The organism is Corynebacterium sp. HMSC063G05, assembly GCF_001810555.1.
GTDB lineage: Bacteria > Actinomycetota > Actinomycetes > Mycobacteriales > Mycobacteriaceae > Corynebacterium > Corynebacterium jeikeium_D.
Genome location: NZ_KV801849.1, coordinates 75,718 through 91,238 on the forward strand (window position 1 = coordinate 75,718; position 15,521 = coordinate 91,238).

The window sequence follows — 15,521 nt, forward strand, 5'->3', positions numbered from 1 at the left end:
CGCTTAAGCCAGCGCGGTCGCTGCCAATTTCTTGGCCGCCGCCAGCAGCGCATCATTTTCGCTGGGCAGACCAATAGTGGCACGGAGACGACCGGGCACGCCAACATCGCGGATGAGTACTCCCTCATCCAAGAAGCTCTGCCATGCCGTCGCGGCATCGGCGAAACGACCGAAGAATACGAAGTTGGAGTACGAGTCAATCACGTCGTAGCCATAGCTGTTCAGGGCGGCTACGACGCGATCACGCTCGTCGGCAAGCTTTGCGACGGTCGACAGCGTCGCATCCGAGTGGCGAAGTGCAACCGTGGCAGCGGCCTGCGTCAACGTCGACAGGTGGTATGGCAGACGTACGAGCATCACAGCATCAATAAATGCCGGGTTAGCAACGAAGTAGCCGAGGCGGCCTCCGGCGAAGTCGAAAGCCTTGCTCATCGTACGGGAGACAACCAGCTTCGACGGGAACTCAGCCAGCAGCGTTGTCGCCGACGGCTCCTCAGTGAACTCGGCGTAGGCCTCATCGACAATGACGATGCCCGGCGCGGCTTCAATAATGCGGCGCAGGTCAGCGAGCGTGGTCAGATTGCCAGTCGGGTTGTTCGGAGTCGTGATGAAGATGACGTCAGGACGGTGCTCGGCAATGGCCGCGAGCGCACTATCCATGTCGATGTCGAAGGTCTCCGGGTCGCGGGCGATGCCGATGAACTCCGTCTGCGTGCCGGACGAGAGGATCGGGTGCATCGAGTAGCTGGGCACAAAGCCCATTGCGCTGCGCCCCGGCCCGCCAAATGCCTGCAGCAGCTGCTGGAGAATCTCATTGGAGCCGTTGGCGGCCCATACCTGGTCGACGGTGATGTCCACGCCGGTCTGGCGGGTGACATAGTCGGCGAGTGCGCTGCGCAGTGCTACTGCGTCACGGTCCGGGTAGCGGTTGAGGTCAGAGGCGACCTTCTCCAGTTGCGCCACCAGGTCGGCGATGAGGTCATCGGATGGCGGGTACGGGTTTTCGTTGGTGTTCAGGCGAACATCGACGTCGAGCTGCGGGGCACCGTAGGCTTCCTCGCCGCGCAGTTCGTCGCGCAGTGGCAAATCTGCCAGCGCCAACTTGGCTACTGACGGCTGTGGCTGATTCTCAGGCTGGTTGCTCATTAGTTGTTCCCCTTTTCTGCGCCATTGATCTCAGAGCCGAGAAGCGTCTCAAAGCGGGCACGGATGGCCTCGCCGTGCGCTGGCAGTCGTTCTTCGTTGGCCAGGACTACTACGCTGTCGGCAACTTCCTTCAACGCGGCCTCGTTGTAGTCAATCATGTGGACCGACTTCAGGAAGGTGTGCGTTGACAGCCCCGAGGCGTGGCGGGCGGTACCGGAGGTCGGCAACACGTGGTTGGAGCCAGCCGAGTAATCGCCCAGCGGCACCGGCGAAAAGCGACCGATGAAGATTGCGCCAGCGTTGGTAATGCGTTCGGCAACGGCCTGTGCGTTTTCGGTGTGGATCTCCAGGTGCTCAGCGGCGTAGGCATCTGCAACCTGGATGCCAATATTCATGTCGTCGACAAGCACGATGCCAGACTGCTTGCCGGTCAGCGCCTCGCGAACGCGGTCGGCGTTCATGGTGACCTCGTAGCGGTTTTCGACCTCGCGGTCGACAGCGGCGGCGAAATCGGCGTCGTCGGTAATAAGTACGCTGGCGGCCATGATGTCGTGCTCAGCCTGGGAAATCAGGTCGTAGGCGACGGAGACAGGATCAGCGGCGTTATCTGCAAGAATGGCGATTTCGGTCGGACCAGCTTCGGCGTCGATACCGACGACCGAGCGGCACAGGCGTTTAGCGGCGGTAACGAAGATGTTGCCCGGACCGGTGACCATGTCGACCGGCTCGAGGCTCTCATTTTCATCGCCGTATGCGAGCAGTGCGACAGCCTGTGCACCACCGACGGCCCACACCTCGGTCACGCCAAGCAGCTTGCAGGCAGCCAGGATGGTCGGGTGCGGCCAGCCGTCGTTGTCGGCCTGCGGCGGAGAGGCGACGACGAGGGACTCCACACCAGCTTCCTGAGCTGGGATGACGTTCATCAATACAGACGACGGGTAGACGGCGTTGCCCCCGGGGACGTAAAGACCGACGCGCGAAATCGGAATCCACTTCTCACGGACAATGCCGCCGGGAAGAATTTCAACAGTCTTGTCATTCGGCTTCTGAGCAGCGTGGAACGCGCGCACGCGCCCAATGGACTCCTGCAGAGCAGAGCGGACATCGTCTTCCAGCGCGGCTTCCGCGGCATCGATAACCTCCGCTGGAACGCGCATGGATGCCGGACGAATACGGTCGAACTTCTCGGAGTACTCCATCGCCGCTTCCACACCACGGGCTGCCACGTCATCGACAACGGGTTTGACCGTGGGAATCATGGAATCAACGTCTGCCGCACCGCGCGGCAACACTCGACGCAGAGTGGCGGTGGTGGGAGTCTGACCGCGAAGATCAATAGTGGACAACATAATTAATTAGTAACCGCCTATTCGCACGATGGATTCATACGTGAGCACTTCAGAGTGACAAAGAAATGACAACAAAGTATTGAAAATCTGGGTCAAGCCAAAGACTTTATCCACGGTTTTCGCTACTATTCGCCCTTAAAGGCACCCTTGAGTATGAACTAAGCATATCTTTCTCACGCCCGGTTCATACCGATTGCCCCATTTAACCCCTCATACTGTGGCGCAAGTTAGTTCCGCCACAGTGACCCATTACAGTGTTAGGGAAAGTAGTAACCAGTCGTAGAAAGGCCAGCTGTTGAACCAGGACGGAAACAGCCCGGATTTGCGGAAGCTCGTCGCAGACTACGCAGAAGCGACCGCAGCCGATAATTCCCTGGCCACGCGCCAACTGGAATCAGTTTTCGCGCATCATTTCTACAACCCACAACTCTTTTCCGATCCGGAGGCCCACGGCGTTACCGAACACGTCGGCGCGTTTTACCGCATAGTCCGCGAGGTCACCGAATCGCTCGGCATGATGACGGCTGCGCACGATGCCGCCCTGAACTGGATGGTATGGGCATCCGATAACGACAATGTCCCGGAGTACTGGCGCGCCCGGGCACGGCTGGCGGCAGACGAAGCCCGCCGCTACACCACCTTTATCGCCGATGGTCCAACCTCTGCTGCCGCAGAGACCGAAATCCCCCTCATCGCACGCATGAGCAGGGAAATCGCCTCGTACCGGGCACTCGTGCTTGCCGACGATCTGGATGCCCCAACCAGCAGTCACAGCGCGGTGACCACGGATGCGGATGGGCTGCGGCCGCAGGAATCGTCGGCAAGCGAAGAAGCGGAGGAGCCGTTTAGCCCACGCCAGTGGAAGAAGCGGGCGGCACTGACTGACGCGCTGATTCGGATTGCAAGCGCCCTGCGAAAGGTCAACCGCGAGGACTTGGCACGGGAGCTGCACGAGATGATTCGTGCACTGCCAAATGAGGATAAGTTTGAGTCGATTGCGCTGGCGAAGACTCTGACGGAGGCATCACTGCTGCACCGAGCCGGGAAAGTCGTCGACGCAGCGCGACTTTGCGCCTCACAGCTCAATGCAATCGGTAACCGCTCCGTAATCGCGGGCCTTGAGCTGAGGCAGAATTTGGCACGGTACTCGATAGAGACCGGTAATAGCGATACCGCGTTCCGAATGCTGTCAAACAACGTGGCAGTCGCGGACCAGCACAGACTGGACACTGACTATATTCTCGCGGTTCGTGAGATGGCAGACATCAACTTCGAGGTGGCACACAACAAGCCCGATGCCGGGGAGATGCTGAAGCTAACTCAGCGCGCCCAGGATGTGTCGGCAGACTACCCCAACTGTGAAGTCACCATGGAAATCGCGCTGCTGAAGGCAACGGCACTGTACGAGCTCGGAGATTTCCACCATGCCGGCCAGGAAGCGGAGTCGGTTGCAAAGTGGTCTGAGCCTACCCAGGATTCCGCGCGTACTGATTTTTCCTGTGCTATTGCGGCGGAATCGGCAGTCCAAGAGGGAAATACTGAACATGCGGCAGTGCTCTTCGACGCGCTGGCCGATATTCGTGCCGGATACTCGTCACCGATTTCACCTGCGGAAACTCTGATGAATGCCGCACTATCACTCAGTAACGTGGGCGCCACAAGTGAGCTGACCGACCACCTGATGGAACGCTCACGTGGCTACGTGGTTGGGTCCTGGGAATCGGCCAAGTGGCACGAAGCACAGGCGCTGCTGTGCTGGTCTGTGTGGGACAACGACGGCGTGTACAAGTACGCCGACGAAGCTGCCGAGCTTTTCTTAGAAGCCCACGCCCCTGCCGACGCCGCCCGCACACTGACTATCGCGGTGCGTGCTGCTGCTAGTGATAACAATGAGGAACGCGCCCGCCGGTTCGCGATTCGCATCGGCGACCTAGTCGGCCCGGATCACCCAGTGCGCGATGAAGTTCGTGAACTAATGCGTAGCTTTTCAAACCCGGATTAACAGCGCATCCGGCTGTACAGGTCTGAAAAGCAAAGCAGTTTTGCATCTTCCCGATGCCACGGGCGAAGATAGTCCAATGGTCTGGTGGGAAGAAGAAAACTCTGAGTCTGAAATTCAAGTTGGCGATTGGGATGCCGGCATCGCTGCCGACCACGTGTCAGTGAATTCGGAAAACGCATCAGCAACGGAGAACTCGTCCGATCCCTTGGACTTTCCTCCCCTGCCCAATCCGCTAAAGGCATTGCCGGACTCACTTCCGGAGCTGCTGGTTATTTCCCGCAAGGCCGGTGCCACGCTCGACCACGTCACCAGTTGGCGCGCTGTCACCAAGTTCGCCCACACGCACTGGTTGGCCGACGCGCCTACCAACTCCCCCGATGTCATTGGCGAATTCCACGCACTTAGGCATGCAGTTGCCGACCAACTGGAATTGGTAGAAGAAGCCGCTGCTGCACGCGCCGAGTGGCTGCGCTGGGCAACTGAGGCCAACATCCGCCCCGCGATCTTGCACGCACGCTCCTACGGAGCATTCGCCGAGGCTGAGGCCTTCATCGACGCCAACCCAGGTGATGCCATCACCGGCCGGCGCCCCGAGGACTCCGAAATCCCTGAGCTGATCAGCCTTGCTAAGGACATCGTCGCCACCACTCCACAGCCCGGCGAGGCCTATTACTACCTGGTCAGCGCGGCTGTTGCCGGCGCCGCAGCATCGCTGGCGCGCCGGGCGGAAATCGCCGGTCAGCTCTCTGAATGGTCCGCACGCTGGGCACCAAAGCGAAGCAGTTTCGACGACCGGAAGCTGTTGGAGGCGCAGCTCGCGCACAGCCGTGGTGAGCTGCGCAGGGCCGCCCGCATCGCTGCCAGCGTCGCAGCGGCTCCTCAGTCGGAACCCGTCACCACGACGATTGAAGCGCGCCAATTTCTGGCTTTTCTCTCTCTGGAAGCTGGTGAGGAAGCGGAGGCAATCCGCCAGCTACGCCCAATCGTGCAGGCTGGTCTCGATGCAGGACTCACGGTCGCGGTGCTTCGCAGCGTGCGTCTGCTCTGTGCGCTTCTCAACGCCCACGGCGATTTCGCGGAATCCGCCGACATTGCTCGCCGCGCGCTCGCCAGCGCCGAGGGCATGCCGGTCAACCCCATCACCATGGATATCCAGCTCGTTTTGGCCCGCAGTCTCCTCGATGCCGACGAGGTTGACGAGGCGCTGCGCTTTGCCGAACCAGTTGCGCACTGGTCAGCATTTACCGCCGATGAAGAACGCACCGACGCGGCGTTTTCTATTGCCTCCACAGCCGCGGGGCTCGGCAATAATCCCCGCCAGGCGGCAAAGCTGCTCATCGAACACGGCGAGCACCTTGAACGCAACGGCGATACCAAGGGCGCGGCCAAGGCCTACCGCCAGGCTGCGCGTTCCATCATTCATGTCATTGACCTGGTCATTTCCGAAGAGGGCTCCGAATTCACCGCCGAGATCGTCTCTGAGGACGCTTCCGCCGCCATTGACCACACGCTCAACGAGGCTGAGGACCTTCTGCTGCGTTCTCAGAAGCTCATCTCCGACGACTGGTCACTCGCCGACTGGCACGACGATGCCGCCTACGTCTTCTACTCCGCTGGCCGCGACACGTTGGCTATCAACCATGTGGAAGCCGCCGCGAAGGGCTACCTGCAGTCCGGCGATGGCGAGGAAGCCGCCCGCGCGCTGCTGGCGGGGGTTCGCTACCGTCTCGACGCGGGTGATTCCGACGGAGCCGCCGCCTATGCTCGGCGCGTCGAAGAGCTTCTGCCCCGCGACGTGTGGGAAGGCCATCCTGTTCTCGATGCCCTTGACGTCATCATCATTCAGTCGCTTGACGACGAATACTAGCGCCCCGCCCACTTCGGTACTGGCGGTGACACAAAGTAGAGTGTTAGGTCATGACTACTTCTGGTGATTCCGCGACTTCTAGCCCGCAGCAGCTTTTCGACGCCGCCACGGCATTGGCTGAGGAAAACAACCTCTGGGAAGCAGCCCTAACTCTGATGCAGGGGTTCGAGGAACTCGGCGACAAGGCTGATGCCCCGCAGACCGACAGTCTGGGGCGCCCCATCCGTGGCTCTGCACCAAAGCTGATGGACAAGGCCGCGGACTGGTTGGATTTGCTGGATAACCTGGAGAAAGACGGCTTCGAGCCGACCGCGGACACCCCACCGCGCCACTTGCGCTGGGCGATGTGGCACACCTTGAACGGCCAGGCAGAGATTCGTCGAGGACATCAGGGGCGCGCCATTGATCACCTGGAGTTAGCGGCGGGACTTTTCCAGTCCGACAAGCTCAATATCCAGGCCGTGCCTCTGCTTGCACAAATTGCACAGTGCCACCTGCATTTGGGCGATGTCGGTGCTGCGGAGAAGGCGCTTTACCGCGCACAGGAAACCTGTGATGAGCAATCACGGGAGCGCTGGGGGTCGGCACTAAGCGAGATTGGGGCAGAGATTGCCCGTCGCCTGTAGGCGAAGCTGCGAAGCGATACCGGGGGCTGATTCAGCTACTGCTCGTCGAAGTCGAGTCCGACATCGAACACCTTGGCCGAGTGGGTTAGCGCGCCCACAGCCAGGTAATCGACACCACAGGACGCGTACTCACGAGCCACATCGATGGTCAGTCCACCAGAGGACTCAAGCTGCGTGGCCGGAGAAATCTGCGAGCGGCGCTGCACCGCAATCTGGGTCTCCCAGACCTCGAAGTTGTCCAGCATGACGATGTCCGGCTTCATCGGCAGGATTTCATCGAGCTGTGCGAGGGTATCGACTTCCACCTCACACGGCAGCTCCGGGTACTGATCCCGCACCCTCTTCAACGCACCGGACACGGAACCGACAGCCACCACGTGATTGTCCTTAATCAGTGCTTCATCGCCCAAAGCGTAGCGGTGGTTAATTCCGCCGCCGCAGGTCACAGCATACTTTTCCAGGTTGCGCAGCCCCGGCAGCGTCTTTCGGGAATCGCGCACCCGCGCACCGGTGCCGACAATCGCGTCAGCCCACTGGCGCGTCGCAGTAGCTACACCACTGGCGTGCGTGAGGATATTCAGCATTGTCCGCTCAGCAGTCAGCAACCCCCGAGTCGGTGCAGAAATCGTTGCCAGCACTGTGCCAGGACGCACCAGGGTGCCATCTTCAACGTGCTTTTCGACGGTGAACTCACCCGAGATGACCTCCTGCAGCGTCCACTCCACCGCATCAATAGCCGCGATAACGCCCTCTTGCCGGGCCACCAGGCGGGCGCGTGCCTGCGCAGATGCCGAGACTGTCGACAGCGAGGTCACATCCGGCCCGAAGCTCATGTCTTCCTGTAGTGCCGTCCGAATGAGGCCACGGGTGATGTTTTCGTTCAGCACCCCGCGCAGAGTGTCCTTCTCAAGAGTCATGGTTAGCTAATCCCCGTCCTTTTCAAACCAAGTGTGGCACCCCAAAGTATATGGTCGTACCAATGCCGCTTCGACGACTTTCCTTGCGGCTACGACCTGAACCGATTGCGGGAGCCGATCGATAACCGCCAACGCCTGCCGCAAACTCTGCTCATTGCGCCTTACACCAGCGCCTTCCTGCATCGCCGTCTGCAACCGGAAAAGCTGCCGTGGTTCCAGTTCTGGCCGTGGCTGCGGCAGGCTTTCAACTGCCGCTGCGAATTCCTCGTCCCCGACCGGCACAGCGTGTGTTTCAGCGACTTTTTCGGCCACCCGCTTGCCGACGACCAGTCCCTCCAGCAACGAATTGGAGGCCAACCTGTTGGCACCGTGGAGCCCTGTTGCGGAGCATTCGCCGGCCGCAAAGAGACCCAGCACGCTAGTTGCACCGAATGGGTCGACGGCAATACCACCACAGGTGTAGTGGACCGCCGGGGCCACGGGTATGAGGTCCTTGGTCGGATCAATCTCCGCTGCGGTTAGGCCCGCTGTGATCGTCGGAAAGCGGGCGGCGAAGTTGTCGATGTGACGTGCGTCGAGGAAGACGTGGTCCTCGCCGAGCTCGCGCATGCGAGTCGCGATGGCGCGCGAGACGATATCGCGCGGAGCCAGGTCCCCGCGAGGGTCAACGCCGGCGGTCACACTGTTGCCCCGGGAGTCGACGAGAATGGCTCCTTCACCACGGACCGCCTCGCTGATGAGATGGCGTCGGCCGGTGCCATCTGATGCCGAGCGCTCGTCATAGAGCACCGTCGGGTGGAACTGGATAAACTCCATGTCCCGAATCTCCGCGCCAGCATCGGAGGCCATGCCGATAGCCTCGCCGCGGGCGCCCGAGGGGGCCGTGGTCGCACGGTAAATATGGCCCACGCCACCGGTAGCCAGCAGAGTGGCGCTAGCGCGAATAGCGCCACCGCCACGGGGATCCGCTACCAGCGCCCCCAGCACGCGGCCGTCTTTGCCGACGATGAGCTGGCGCGCTGTGGCGTTTTGCAGTACTCGCACGCCGGTAACTGAGGCTTCTAGGGCGCGCTCGATTTCAGCACCAGTGGCGTCACCGCCGGCATGAATGATGCGCCGCGCGTGGTGTCCACCCTCTTTAGTGCGGGAATAAACGGCCGGGTTATCCGGTGCCGGGTCGAATGTAGCGCCTAGCCCGATTAGCCACTCGGTCGCCGCAGCGCCGGCGCGGATGATGGAAGCCACAGCCTCTTCATCGCCGTGTCCGGCACCGGCATCGAGAGTATCCGCGATATGGGAATCAGTGGTGTCGTCGAACCCGTTGGCCACATGGCCGCTGGGGTCGTCGTCAAGCCCGACGACCGCGAGCCCGCCCTGGGCGAGATTCGTGGCAGCATCGGCGAAACGCAGCTGTTTGCGGGCACCGACGCGCCACTCGACGCTGTCGATAACCAGCACGTCGAGGCCGAGCTCAAGAGCCCGACGCGCAGCACTGAGCCCTGCGACTCCCCCGCCGATGACGAGGAAGTCACACGTCAGTGTCCAACTGTCGAATGATGGGCGCAGACCAAACGTGTTACTCGCCTCCGCCTGGGTTACCGATGGCGATCATGCGCTCGACCGAAGCGCGCGCCTTGTCGGCGACATCCGGCTCGACATCGACTTCATCAGTGCCCTCAACGAGGCAGCGCAGCAGAGCCGCCGGAGTGATGAGCTTCATGTACGAGCAGGAAGCGCGGTCGTTGACCGGCTCAAAGTCGACATCCGGTGCGGCCTTGCGCAGCTGGTGGAGCATGCCCACCTCAGTGGCCACGAGCACCTTGCCGTTGGGCTTGTTCTCCTTCAGCTTCTGCGCCTCGGTCAGCATCTCGCCAGTGGAGAGCATCTGCACGCGCTCGGGCTCGATGGTGCCTTCACCTGCGAGGTAAATCGCAGAGTTCGCGCAACCGCACTCCGGGTGAATGAACAGCTGCGAATCGGCGTTCTCCTCCGCGCGGTGCGCGAGTTCCTCACCGTTGATGTTGGCGTGGACGTGGCACTCACCAGCCCATACCTTGATGTTGTCGCGGCCGGTCTCACGGCGGACGTGTGCGCCGAGGAACTGATCCGGGTTGAACAGGATCTCCTGGTCTTCCGGGATGGACTTGACCACGTCGACGGCGTTGGAGGAAGTACAGCAGATGTCGGTCAGAGCCTTTACGTCTGCCGTGGTGTTGACGTAGCTGACCACCAGTGCGCCGGGATTCTCTGCCTTCCACTCGGCCAGTTCATCTGCAGTGATGGAGTCCGCCAGGGAGCAGCCGGCGCGCTCGTCCGGAATAAGGACGGTCTTCTCAGGGCTCAGAATTTTGGCGGTTTCCGCCATGAAGTGGACACCACAGAAGACGATGACGTCGGCATCGGTTTTCGCAGCGATGCGGGAAAGTCCGAGGGAGTCGCCGGTGTAGTCGGCAATATCCTGAATCTCCGGCAGCTGGTAGTTGTGCGCAAGAATTACGGCATTGCGTTCGCGGGCGAGGCGCTTAATCTCCTGGGCCCAGCGCTCATCTGCAATTACGCCACCGTAGCGGCCATCTTTATCGACTACCGATTCGTACAGATCCGATTCAAGGCGCGGCAGGCTGGAAGCATTGGCCGCAAGGCTGGTATTCACGGAAAACTACGTCCTTACTTCAATGGGCTGTGGCTACGACCGGAGAAAACGCCGTCACCGTTACCGGCAACGGTCCCCGGAGGCATTCGCAGCGGACTCAAACGGGCAAGTGCAAGAGACCTAAGCTCGCCGCACAATATCGAAAAAGCCCCTAAATCGGGGCGAATACTGACATCGAAGACGAACCTATTTCCCAAAATTGTAAGGCTTGTATAAGCCTATTTCCCAATAACTACCCCTGTTCAGTAGGAAATAGTGCTTTACGACGGCCCCGCGCAGAACCTCACTGTCTCACTTAGTGACCGAATCTGCGCCCGTAGCATTGTCTGCAGCGCTCTCGTTGCCTTCCGTGAAGTCCGTTTGGAACAACACCCGGGACCACAGTGCGAGCATGGCAACCAGTGGCGCGACCAGCAGCGCTACATAGGTCTTGAAGTCCGGAATCACCGAGAACTTATCGCCCGGCTGCATTCCCGCCAGATCCGGCTGGAGCAATGCCGCAACCGACTGACCGACGAGGTACGTCACTGCTGCGCTCATCAACGCGGAGAAACCTGCCCAGCCAATTGCTGTGAGCATCTGCACAGGGGTCGTGATGGCACGATTTCGGAAGGTAGTAATTCCCAGCACCAGGCCGCTGATGGCAGTGACAGCAACAAACCAGAGCAGCCCAATAAAACCAGCGTCAACGGTTTCTTGAATAATCGCTAGTTGGTTATCCGGGAGCATTTGCACTTGCTGCTTGGGGCGTAGGAATGCCCAGGCCACTCCGGCTATCGTTCCCGTTACGACGGAGAAGAGAACAATACCCGAGGCCATTGCCACGCTCTGCTTTTCAACGTGTGGGACTCGGGTATTTTTCATAGTCATAGTTGACTAACTTACCTCACGGCGCACATCCGGTACTAGCGTGCCCGAATGGCGCACTAGCACAATCAGCGCCTTTATCGCTGCTCCAACATAACGGAGTCCACTTCGCCGTGGCGCGAGCACTTTGCAGTCCAGCCGTCCGGACGCACCTGCACCACCATCCGGCGCCCACAGAGCTGGCAGAACCGAGGCGCCTCCAGTCCAGCCTTTGCACCATAGGAACGTTCGCGCACTTCACCAGCTTCGAGGTCGGCGCCGGTAAAAGGATCGAACTTGGGCTCATCTCCCAGCACCATGGCCTGGAGCAGCTCTGTGGAGTCGACTTTCTTACTCCGCGGCGAGCGCGGGCTAGATGTCCGAGGCTTAGACAGTTGCATTGAGAGCCTTAATTGGGAGTCGTACCTTGCCAAGCATGTCTAGATCCTGCTCCGCCGGACGGCCCAGAGTGGTCAGGTAATTACCGACAATGACAGCGTTGATACCGCCGAGCAGCCCCTTTTCTGCACCCAGGTCGCCCAGGGTGAGCTCACGACCGCCAGCAAAACGCAGGATGGTCTTCGGCAGTGCCAGACGGAAGGCACCGATGGCACGCAGTGCGTCCTTGGCTGGCATCGGCTCGCGACCGGCGAACGGAGTGCCCGGGCGGGGGTCGAGGAAGTTCATCGGCACCTCGGTCGGGTTGAGCGCCGCCAGGTCCTGAGCAAACTCGGCACGCTGCTCAAGGGTCTCTCCCATACCCAGGATGCCGCCACAGCAGACCTCCATACCGGCTTCGCCGACCATACGCAGGGTGTCATGACGCTCTTCCCAAGTGTGGGTGGTCACGACCTGCGGGAAGTAGCTCTTAGCGGTCTCAAGGTTGTGGTTGTAGCGGTGAATACCAGCCTTGGCCAGGCGATCCACCTGCTCCTGCGTCAGAATGCCCATCGAGGCAGCCACATTAATGTCCACCTCTGCCTGAATGGCGGCGACGGCCTGTTCCATCTGGCTGAGCAGTCGCTCGTCCGGACCCTTTACTGCAGCAACGATGCAGAACTCAGTCGCACCCGACTTTGCAGTCTGCTTTGCGGCGTCCACCAGGGCCGGGATATCCAGCCATGCCGAACGCACCGGGGACTCGAACAGACCCGACTGCGAACAGAAGTGGCAGTCCTCTGGGCAGCCGCCAGTCTTCAGCGAGATAATGCCTTCAACCTCGACCTCTTCGCCGCACCACTTCAAGCGCACCTCATGAGCCAGTGCCAGCAGATCCTCGATGCTGTCGTCATCGAGGTTCAGAACTGCCAGGGTCTCCTCATAGTTCAGCCCCTCACCGCGGCCGAGCACCTTTTCGCGGGCGAGTTCCAAAATGTCCTGCTGCTGTTGAGTCATGGGGGTGATGCTCCTTGAGGCTGGGGATAAAACTTGAACACTGTTTTAGAAGTTGTTCAGTTATCAAACTTAATACCGCGTCTACAGAATGTCGAACAGGGTTCAATTCCCGTCGTGGCGCGGATTTACTCTCCACATTTCAGCCTTGAGGCATCTTCCAGATGATTCTTCTTTCGTCTACGGTAGGCAGTGTGCAATTGACCAAGGACATCATTGTCGACGCAGCTCTTACCATTCTCAACGAGTACGGACTCGGCGATCTCACGATCCGCCGCCTGACTCGCCACTTGGGTACCGCCGCTGGCGCAATGTACTGGCACTACCCTTCCAAGCAGGCACTGCTGGGTGCCGTCGCTGACCGCATCTTGGCTCCCTGCACAGAGTTTTCCGCCACCGGCGATTGGCGTGCCGACATCGAAGCCGTCGCCGAGCTGCTCTACTCCTGCCTCACCGCTCACCGGGATGGCGCCGAGGTCGTCTCGGCCGCACTCGCTACGGGCACCGCCACGATTCGCCCCGAACAACTGCTTGCCGACGTCCTGGAGAATGCCCCCGAAACCTCCATTAGCACCCCATCAGCGGCTGATACCGCATCCGTCCTCGTGTACTTCATTCTCGGCGCGACAGTCGACCAGCAGACAGCCATCGCGCTTGACCTGAACGGCGCCAAGGGCGTTTCCAACAAGGGCGACACCAGTGGCGAGAACGCTGATGATAAGGATGTTGAGGTCGAGACTTCCTCTGAAGATGCTGCTGCACAGGCAAAAGAGCTCGGCCGCCAGCGCATCGCACTGGGAACCGAGCTCTTTATCGCCGGAATTGCGGGGGTTGCGGGGACTAAGGGAATTGCAGGTCAGTAAGCCCCGCTGAAACAATCACGCTCACGGTCAAGCCCCAGCGTTAGAGCACCAGAGCTGCTACCCAACCAGCTGCCAGCAGCGGCAGGTTGAAGTGCAGGAAGGTCGGAATAACCGAATCGCGAATGTGGTCGTGCTGCCCGTCGGCATTGAGACCCATCGTCGGGCCGAGCGTCGAGTCCGATGCCGGCGAACCAGCATCGCCCAGAGCACCTGCAGTACCAATGATGGCGACGGTAGCCATCGGCGAGAAGCCCAGCGATACACACAACGGCACATAGATGATGGCGATAATCGGCAGCGTCGAGAAGGACGAACCAATACCCATCGTGACCACCAGACCAACGACCAGCATGGCGAATGCAGCGGCAGGCTTGTTGCCCGCAAACAGCTCTGCAGTAGCGGTCACCAGCGGCTCGATCTGGCCGGACTCCGACATCACCGAGGCGAAGCCCTGTGCAGAAATCATGATGAAACCAATCAGGGCCATCATCTTCATACCGGCGGTGAACACGTCGTCCGCCTCACGCCAGCGCACGGCGCCGGTGAGCATGAAGATTGCCAGACCAGTGAGTGCACCAATCAGCAACGGATCGGCATCGGTCTCCATAGAATTCATCACAATCTGGACGACGAAAGTCACCACGATTGCAACGAGAGCGACGATAACTCGGTACTTCGACACCGGTTCGTCAGACTGGGTTTCTGCGTGTGAGGACTGGGCAATCGGCCGATCTTCGTAATGCCGTGGCTTCCGGTAGGAGAAAAATACGGCAATGGCCAGACCGGCCAGCATGCCGAGAGCCGGGATGCCCATCGTCATCATGATGTTGATATTGGAAACATCAAGGCCAGCATTCTCGATGTTCCCCAGCAGGATGTCGTTCAGGAAGATAGAACCGAATCCGACCGGAACCCACATGTAGGTGGTGACCAAACCGAAGGTCATCACACTGGTAATCATTCGACGGTCGATGTTGAGGCGGTTAAATACCGGCAACAGCGGCGGAATAATCAGCGGGATAAACGCAATGTGAACTGGGATGAGGTTCTGCGACATAATCGCCATGGCCAAAATGCCGGCGACCATACCCCACTTGGTCCATGCCTCTGCCTTAGATTTAGCGCCTTCATCCTCCGTACCGATCTTGGCAATCAGCCAATCGGCCAGCAATTTGGGCAACCCAGAGGATGCCACTGCCATGGCAAAGGCACCCAGCATGGCATAGCTCAGGGCAATCTTCGCACCACCAGAGAGGCCTTCCTGGAAGGCAACCATTGTGGCATCGAGCCCCATACCGGCGGAAAGACCACCGACTAAGGCGCCAATAAACAGCGCTAGCACAACGTGTACCCGGCAGACCGCCAGGATTAGCATCACCAAAACGGCGAGAAGAACGGCATTCATAAGGAAAATATTAAGGCAACCTTAAGTATTTCCAGCAACCGGGGCTAGAAAGACTTCACCCCAAAATCTTTACACCCCGGCTAATGCGGCTAATCAATCGAGACGAGTCCCTGGCCGCCCTGCACTGCGTCGCCGACTTCGACATGAATAGAGCCGACGGTGCCTGCAGCCGGGGCCGTAATCTCGGTTTCCATCTTCATTGCCTCGAGAATGAGCAGCACCTCCCCAGCCTCAATCTTCTGGCCTTCCTCGACCAAAATCTTGCTGACCGAACCTGCCAGTGGCGCCACCACCGAATTGGCGGAGACACCCGAGACACTAGCGGTGGCCGGCTCAACGGAAGCGCTCGACGATCCACCCAACACGATGGGCGAAAGACGCTTGGGCTCCTCAACTACTTCAACGTCGACATCGTAGGCAATGCCGCCGACAGTCACTTTCAATTTCATGGCTCA

The 15,521-nt window shown here is 60.0% G+C and carries 14 protein-coding genes; 4 read left to right on the forward strand and 10 right to left on the reverse strand.

From position 1 onward, the window contains the following. Positions 1–3 precede the first annotated feature (3 nt). Together HMPREF2751_RS04865 and hisD are read right to left on the reverse strand one after the other, a co-directional pair. Positions 4–1,146, reverse strand: coding sequence for a histidinol-phosphate transaminase (locus tag HMPREF2751_RS04865; protein WP_070595588.1), 1,143 nt, complete (start codon positions 1,144–1,146; stop codon positions 4–6). Further along, positions 1,146–2,495 (reverse strand): histidinol dehydrogenase, encoded by a 1,350-nt coding sequence (gene hisD / locus HMPREF2751_RS04870; protein ID WP_070595590.1) that lies wholly within the window; start codon positions 2,493–2,495, stop codon positions 1,146–1,148. Before hisD ends, HMPREF2751_RS04865 begins: the two co-directional genes overlap by 1 nt. A 295-nt stretch (positions 2,496–2,790) precedes the next feature. On the opposite strand from hisD, the gene HMPREF2751_RS04875 reads away from it, so the two are divergent. The 3 genes from HMPREF2751_RS04875 to HMPREF2751_RS04885 all read left to right on the forward strand — a co-directional run bounded on the left by HMPREF2751_RS04875 (position 2,791) and on the right by HMPREF2751_RS04885 (position 6,990). After that, positions 2,791–4,497, forward strand: coding sequence for a hypothetical protein (locus HMPREF2751_RS04875; RefSeq protein WP_070595591.1), 1,707 nt, complete (start codon positions 2,791–2,793; stop codon positions 4,495–4,497). Positions 4,498–4,573: 76 nt separating this feature from the next. Next, positions 4,574–6,364 carry a hypothetical protein gene (locus HMPREF2751_RS04880; protein ID WP_070595593.1) on the forward strand — a complete coding sequence of 597 codons (1,791 nt, stop codon included), beginning with the start codon at positions 4,574–4,576 and terminating at the stop codon, positions 6,362–6,364. Positions 6,365–6,414: 50 nt separating this feature from the next. Then, complete coding sequence (locus HMPREF2751_RS04885; protein WP_048734664.1) at positions 6,415–6,990, forward strand: hypothetical protein; 576 nt, start codon at positions 6,415–6,417, stop codon at positions 6,988–6,990. A 35-nt stretch (positions 6,991–7,025) separates the two neighbouring features. Here the strand turns inward: HMPREF2751_RS04885 and nadC are convergent, their stop codons facing one another. The 6 genes from nadC to bioB form a co-directional block, all read right to left on the reverse strand. Further along, positions 7,026–7,907: a carboxylating nicotinate-nucleotide diphosphorylase gene (gene nadC / locus HMPREF2751_RS04890; protein ID WP_049190033.1), complete on the reverse strand. Its 882-nt coding sequence runs from the start codon at positions 7,905–7,907 to the stop codon at positions 7,026–7,028. A gap of 6 nt (positions 7,908–7,913) precedes the next feature. Then, entirely contained in the window at positions 7,914–9,473 is a 1,560-nt protein-coding gene (nadB, locus tag HMPREF2751_RS04895; protein WP_083304409.1) for an L-aspartate oxidase, read from the reverse strand. Between the two features lie 10 nt (positions 9,474–9,483). Beyond that, a complete protein-coding gene (nadA, locus tag HMPREF2751_RS04900) occupies positions 9,484–10,560 on the reverse strand; it encodes a quinolinate synthase NadA (protein WP_070595597.1) in 1,077 nt (358 codons plus the stop codon). A 291-nt stretch (positions 10,561–10,851) separates the two neighbouring features. Beyond that, entirely contained in the window at positions 10,852–11,430 is a 579-nt protein-coding gene (locus HMPREF2751_RS04905; RefSeq protein ID WP_069359173.1) for a hypothetical protein, read from the reverse strand. A gap of 74 nt (positions 11,431–11,504) precedes the next feature. Continuing rightward, complete coding sequence (locus HMPREF2751_RS04910; RefSeq protein WP_016422960.1) at positions 11,505–11,807, reverse strand: biotin synthase auxiliary protein BsaP; 303 nt, start codon at positions 11,805–11,807, stop codon at positions 11,505–11,507. Next, on the reverse strand, positions 11,794–12,801 hold the full coding sequence (gene bioB / locus HMPREF2751_RS04915; protein ID WP_049190419.1) for a biotin synthase BioB: 1,008 nt from the start codon (positions 12,799–12,801) through the stop codon (positions 11,794–11,796). The genes HMPREF2751_RS04910 and bioB overlap by 14 nt, the downstream gene beginning before the upstream one ends. Positions 12,802–12,962: 161 nt before the next feature. Here bioB and HMPREF2751_RS04920 point away from each other — a divergent pair, with 161 nt between their 5' ends. Beyond that, positions 12,963–13,661 carry a TetR family transcriptional regulator gene (locus HMPREF2751_RS04920; protein ID WP_246823154.1) on the forward strand — a complete coding sequence of 233 codons (699 nt, stop codon included), beginning with the start codon at positions 12,963–12,965 and terminating at the stop codon, positions 13,659–13,661. Between the two features lie 40 nt (positions 13,662–13,701). On the opposite strand, the gene HMPREF2751_RS04925 is transcribed toward HMPREF2751_RS04920, so the two are convergent. Together HMPREF2751_RS04925 and HMPREF2751_RS04930 are read right to left on the reverse strand one after the other, a co-directional pair. Next, the gene (locus HMPREF2751_RS04925) at positions 13,702–15,066 is read right to left on the reverse strand and encodes a Na+/H+ antiporter family protein (RefSeq protein ID WP_016422963.1); all 1,365 of its coding nucleotides are present in this window, start codon (positions 15,064–15,066) and stop codon (positions 13,702–13,704) included. An 89-nt stretch (positions 15,067–15,155) separates the two neighbouring features. Then, positions 15,156–15,515, reverse strand: coding sequence for a biotin/lipoyl-containing protein (locus HMPREF2751_RS04930; protein ID WP_016422964.1), 360 nt, complete (start codon positions 15,513–15,515; stop codon positions 15,156–15,158). Positions 15,516–15,521 lie beyond the last annotated feature (6 nt).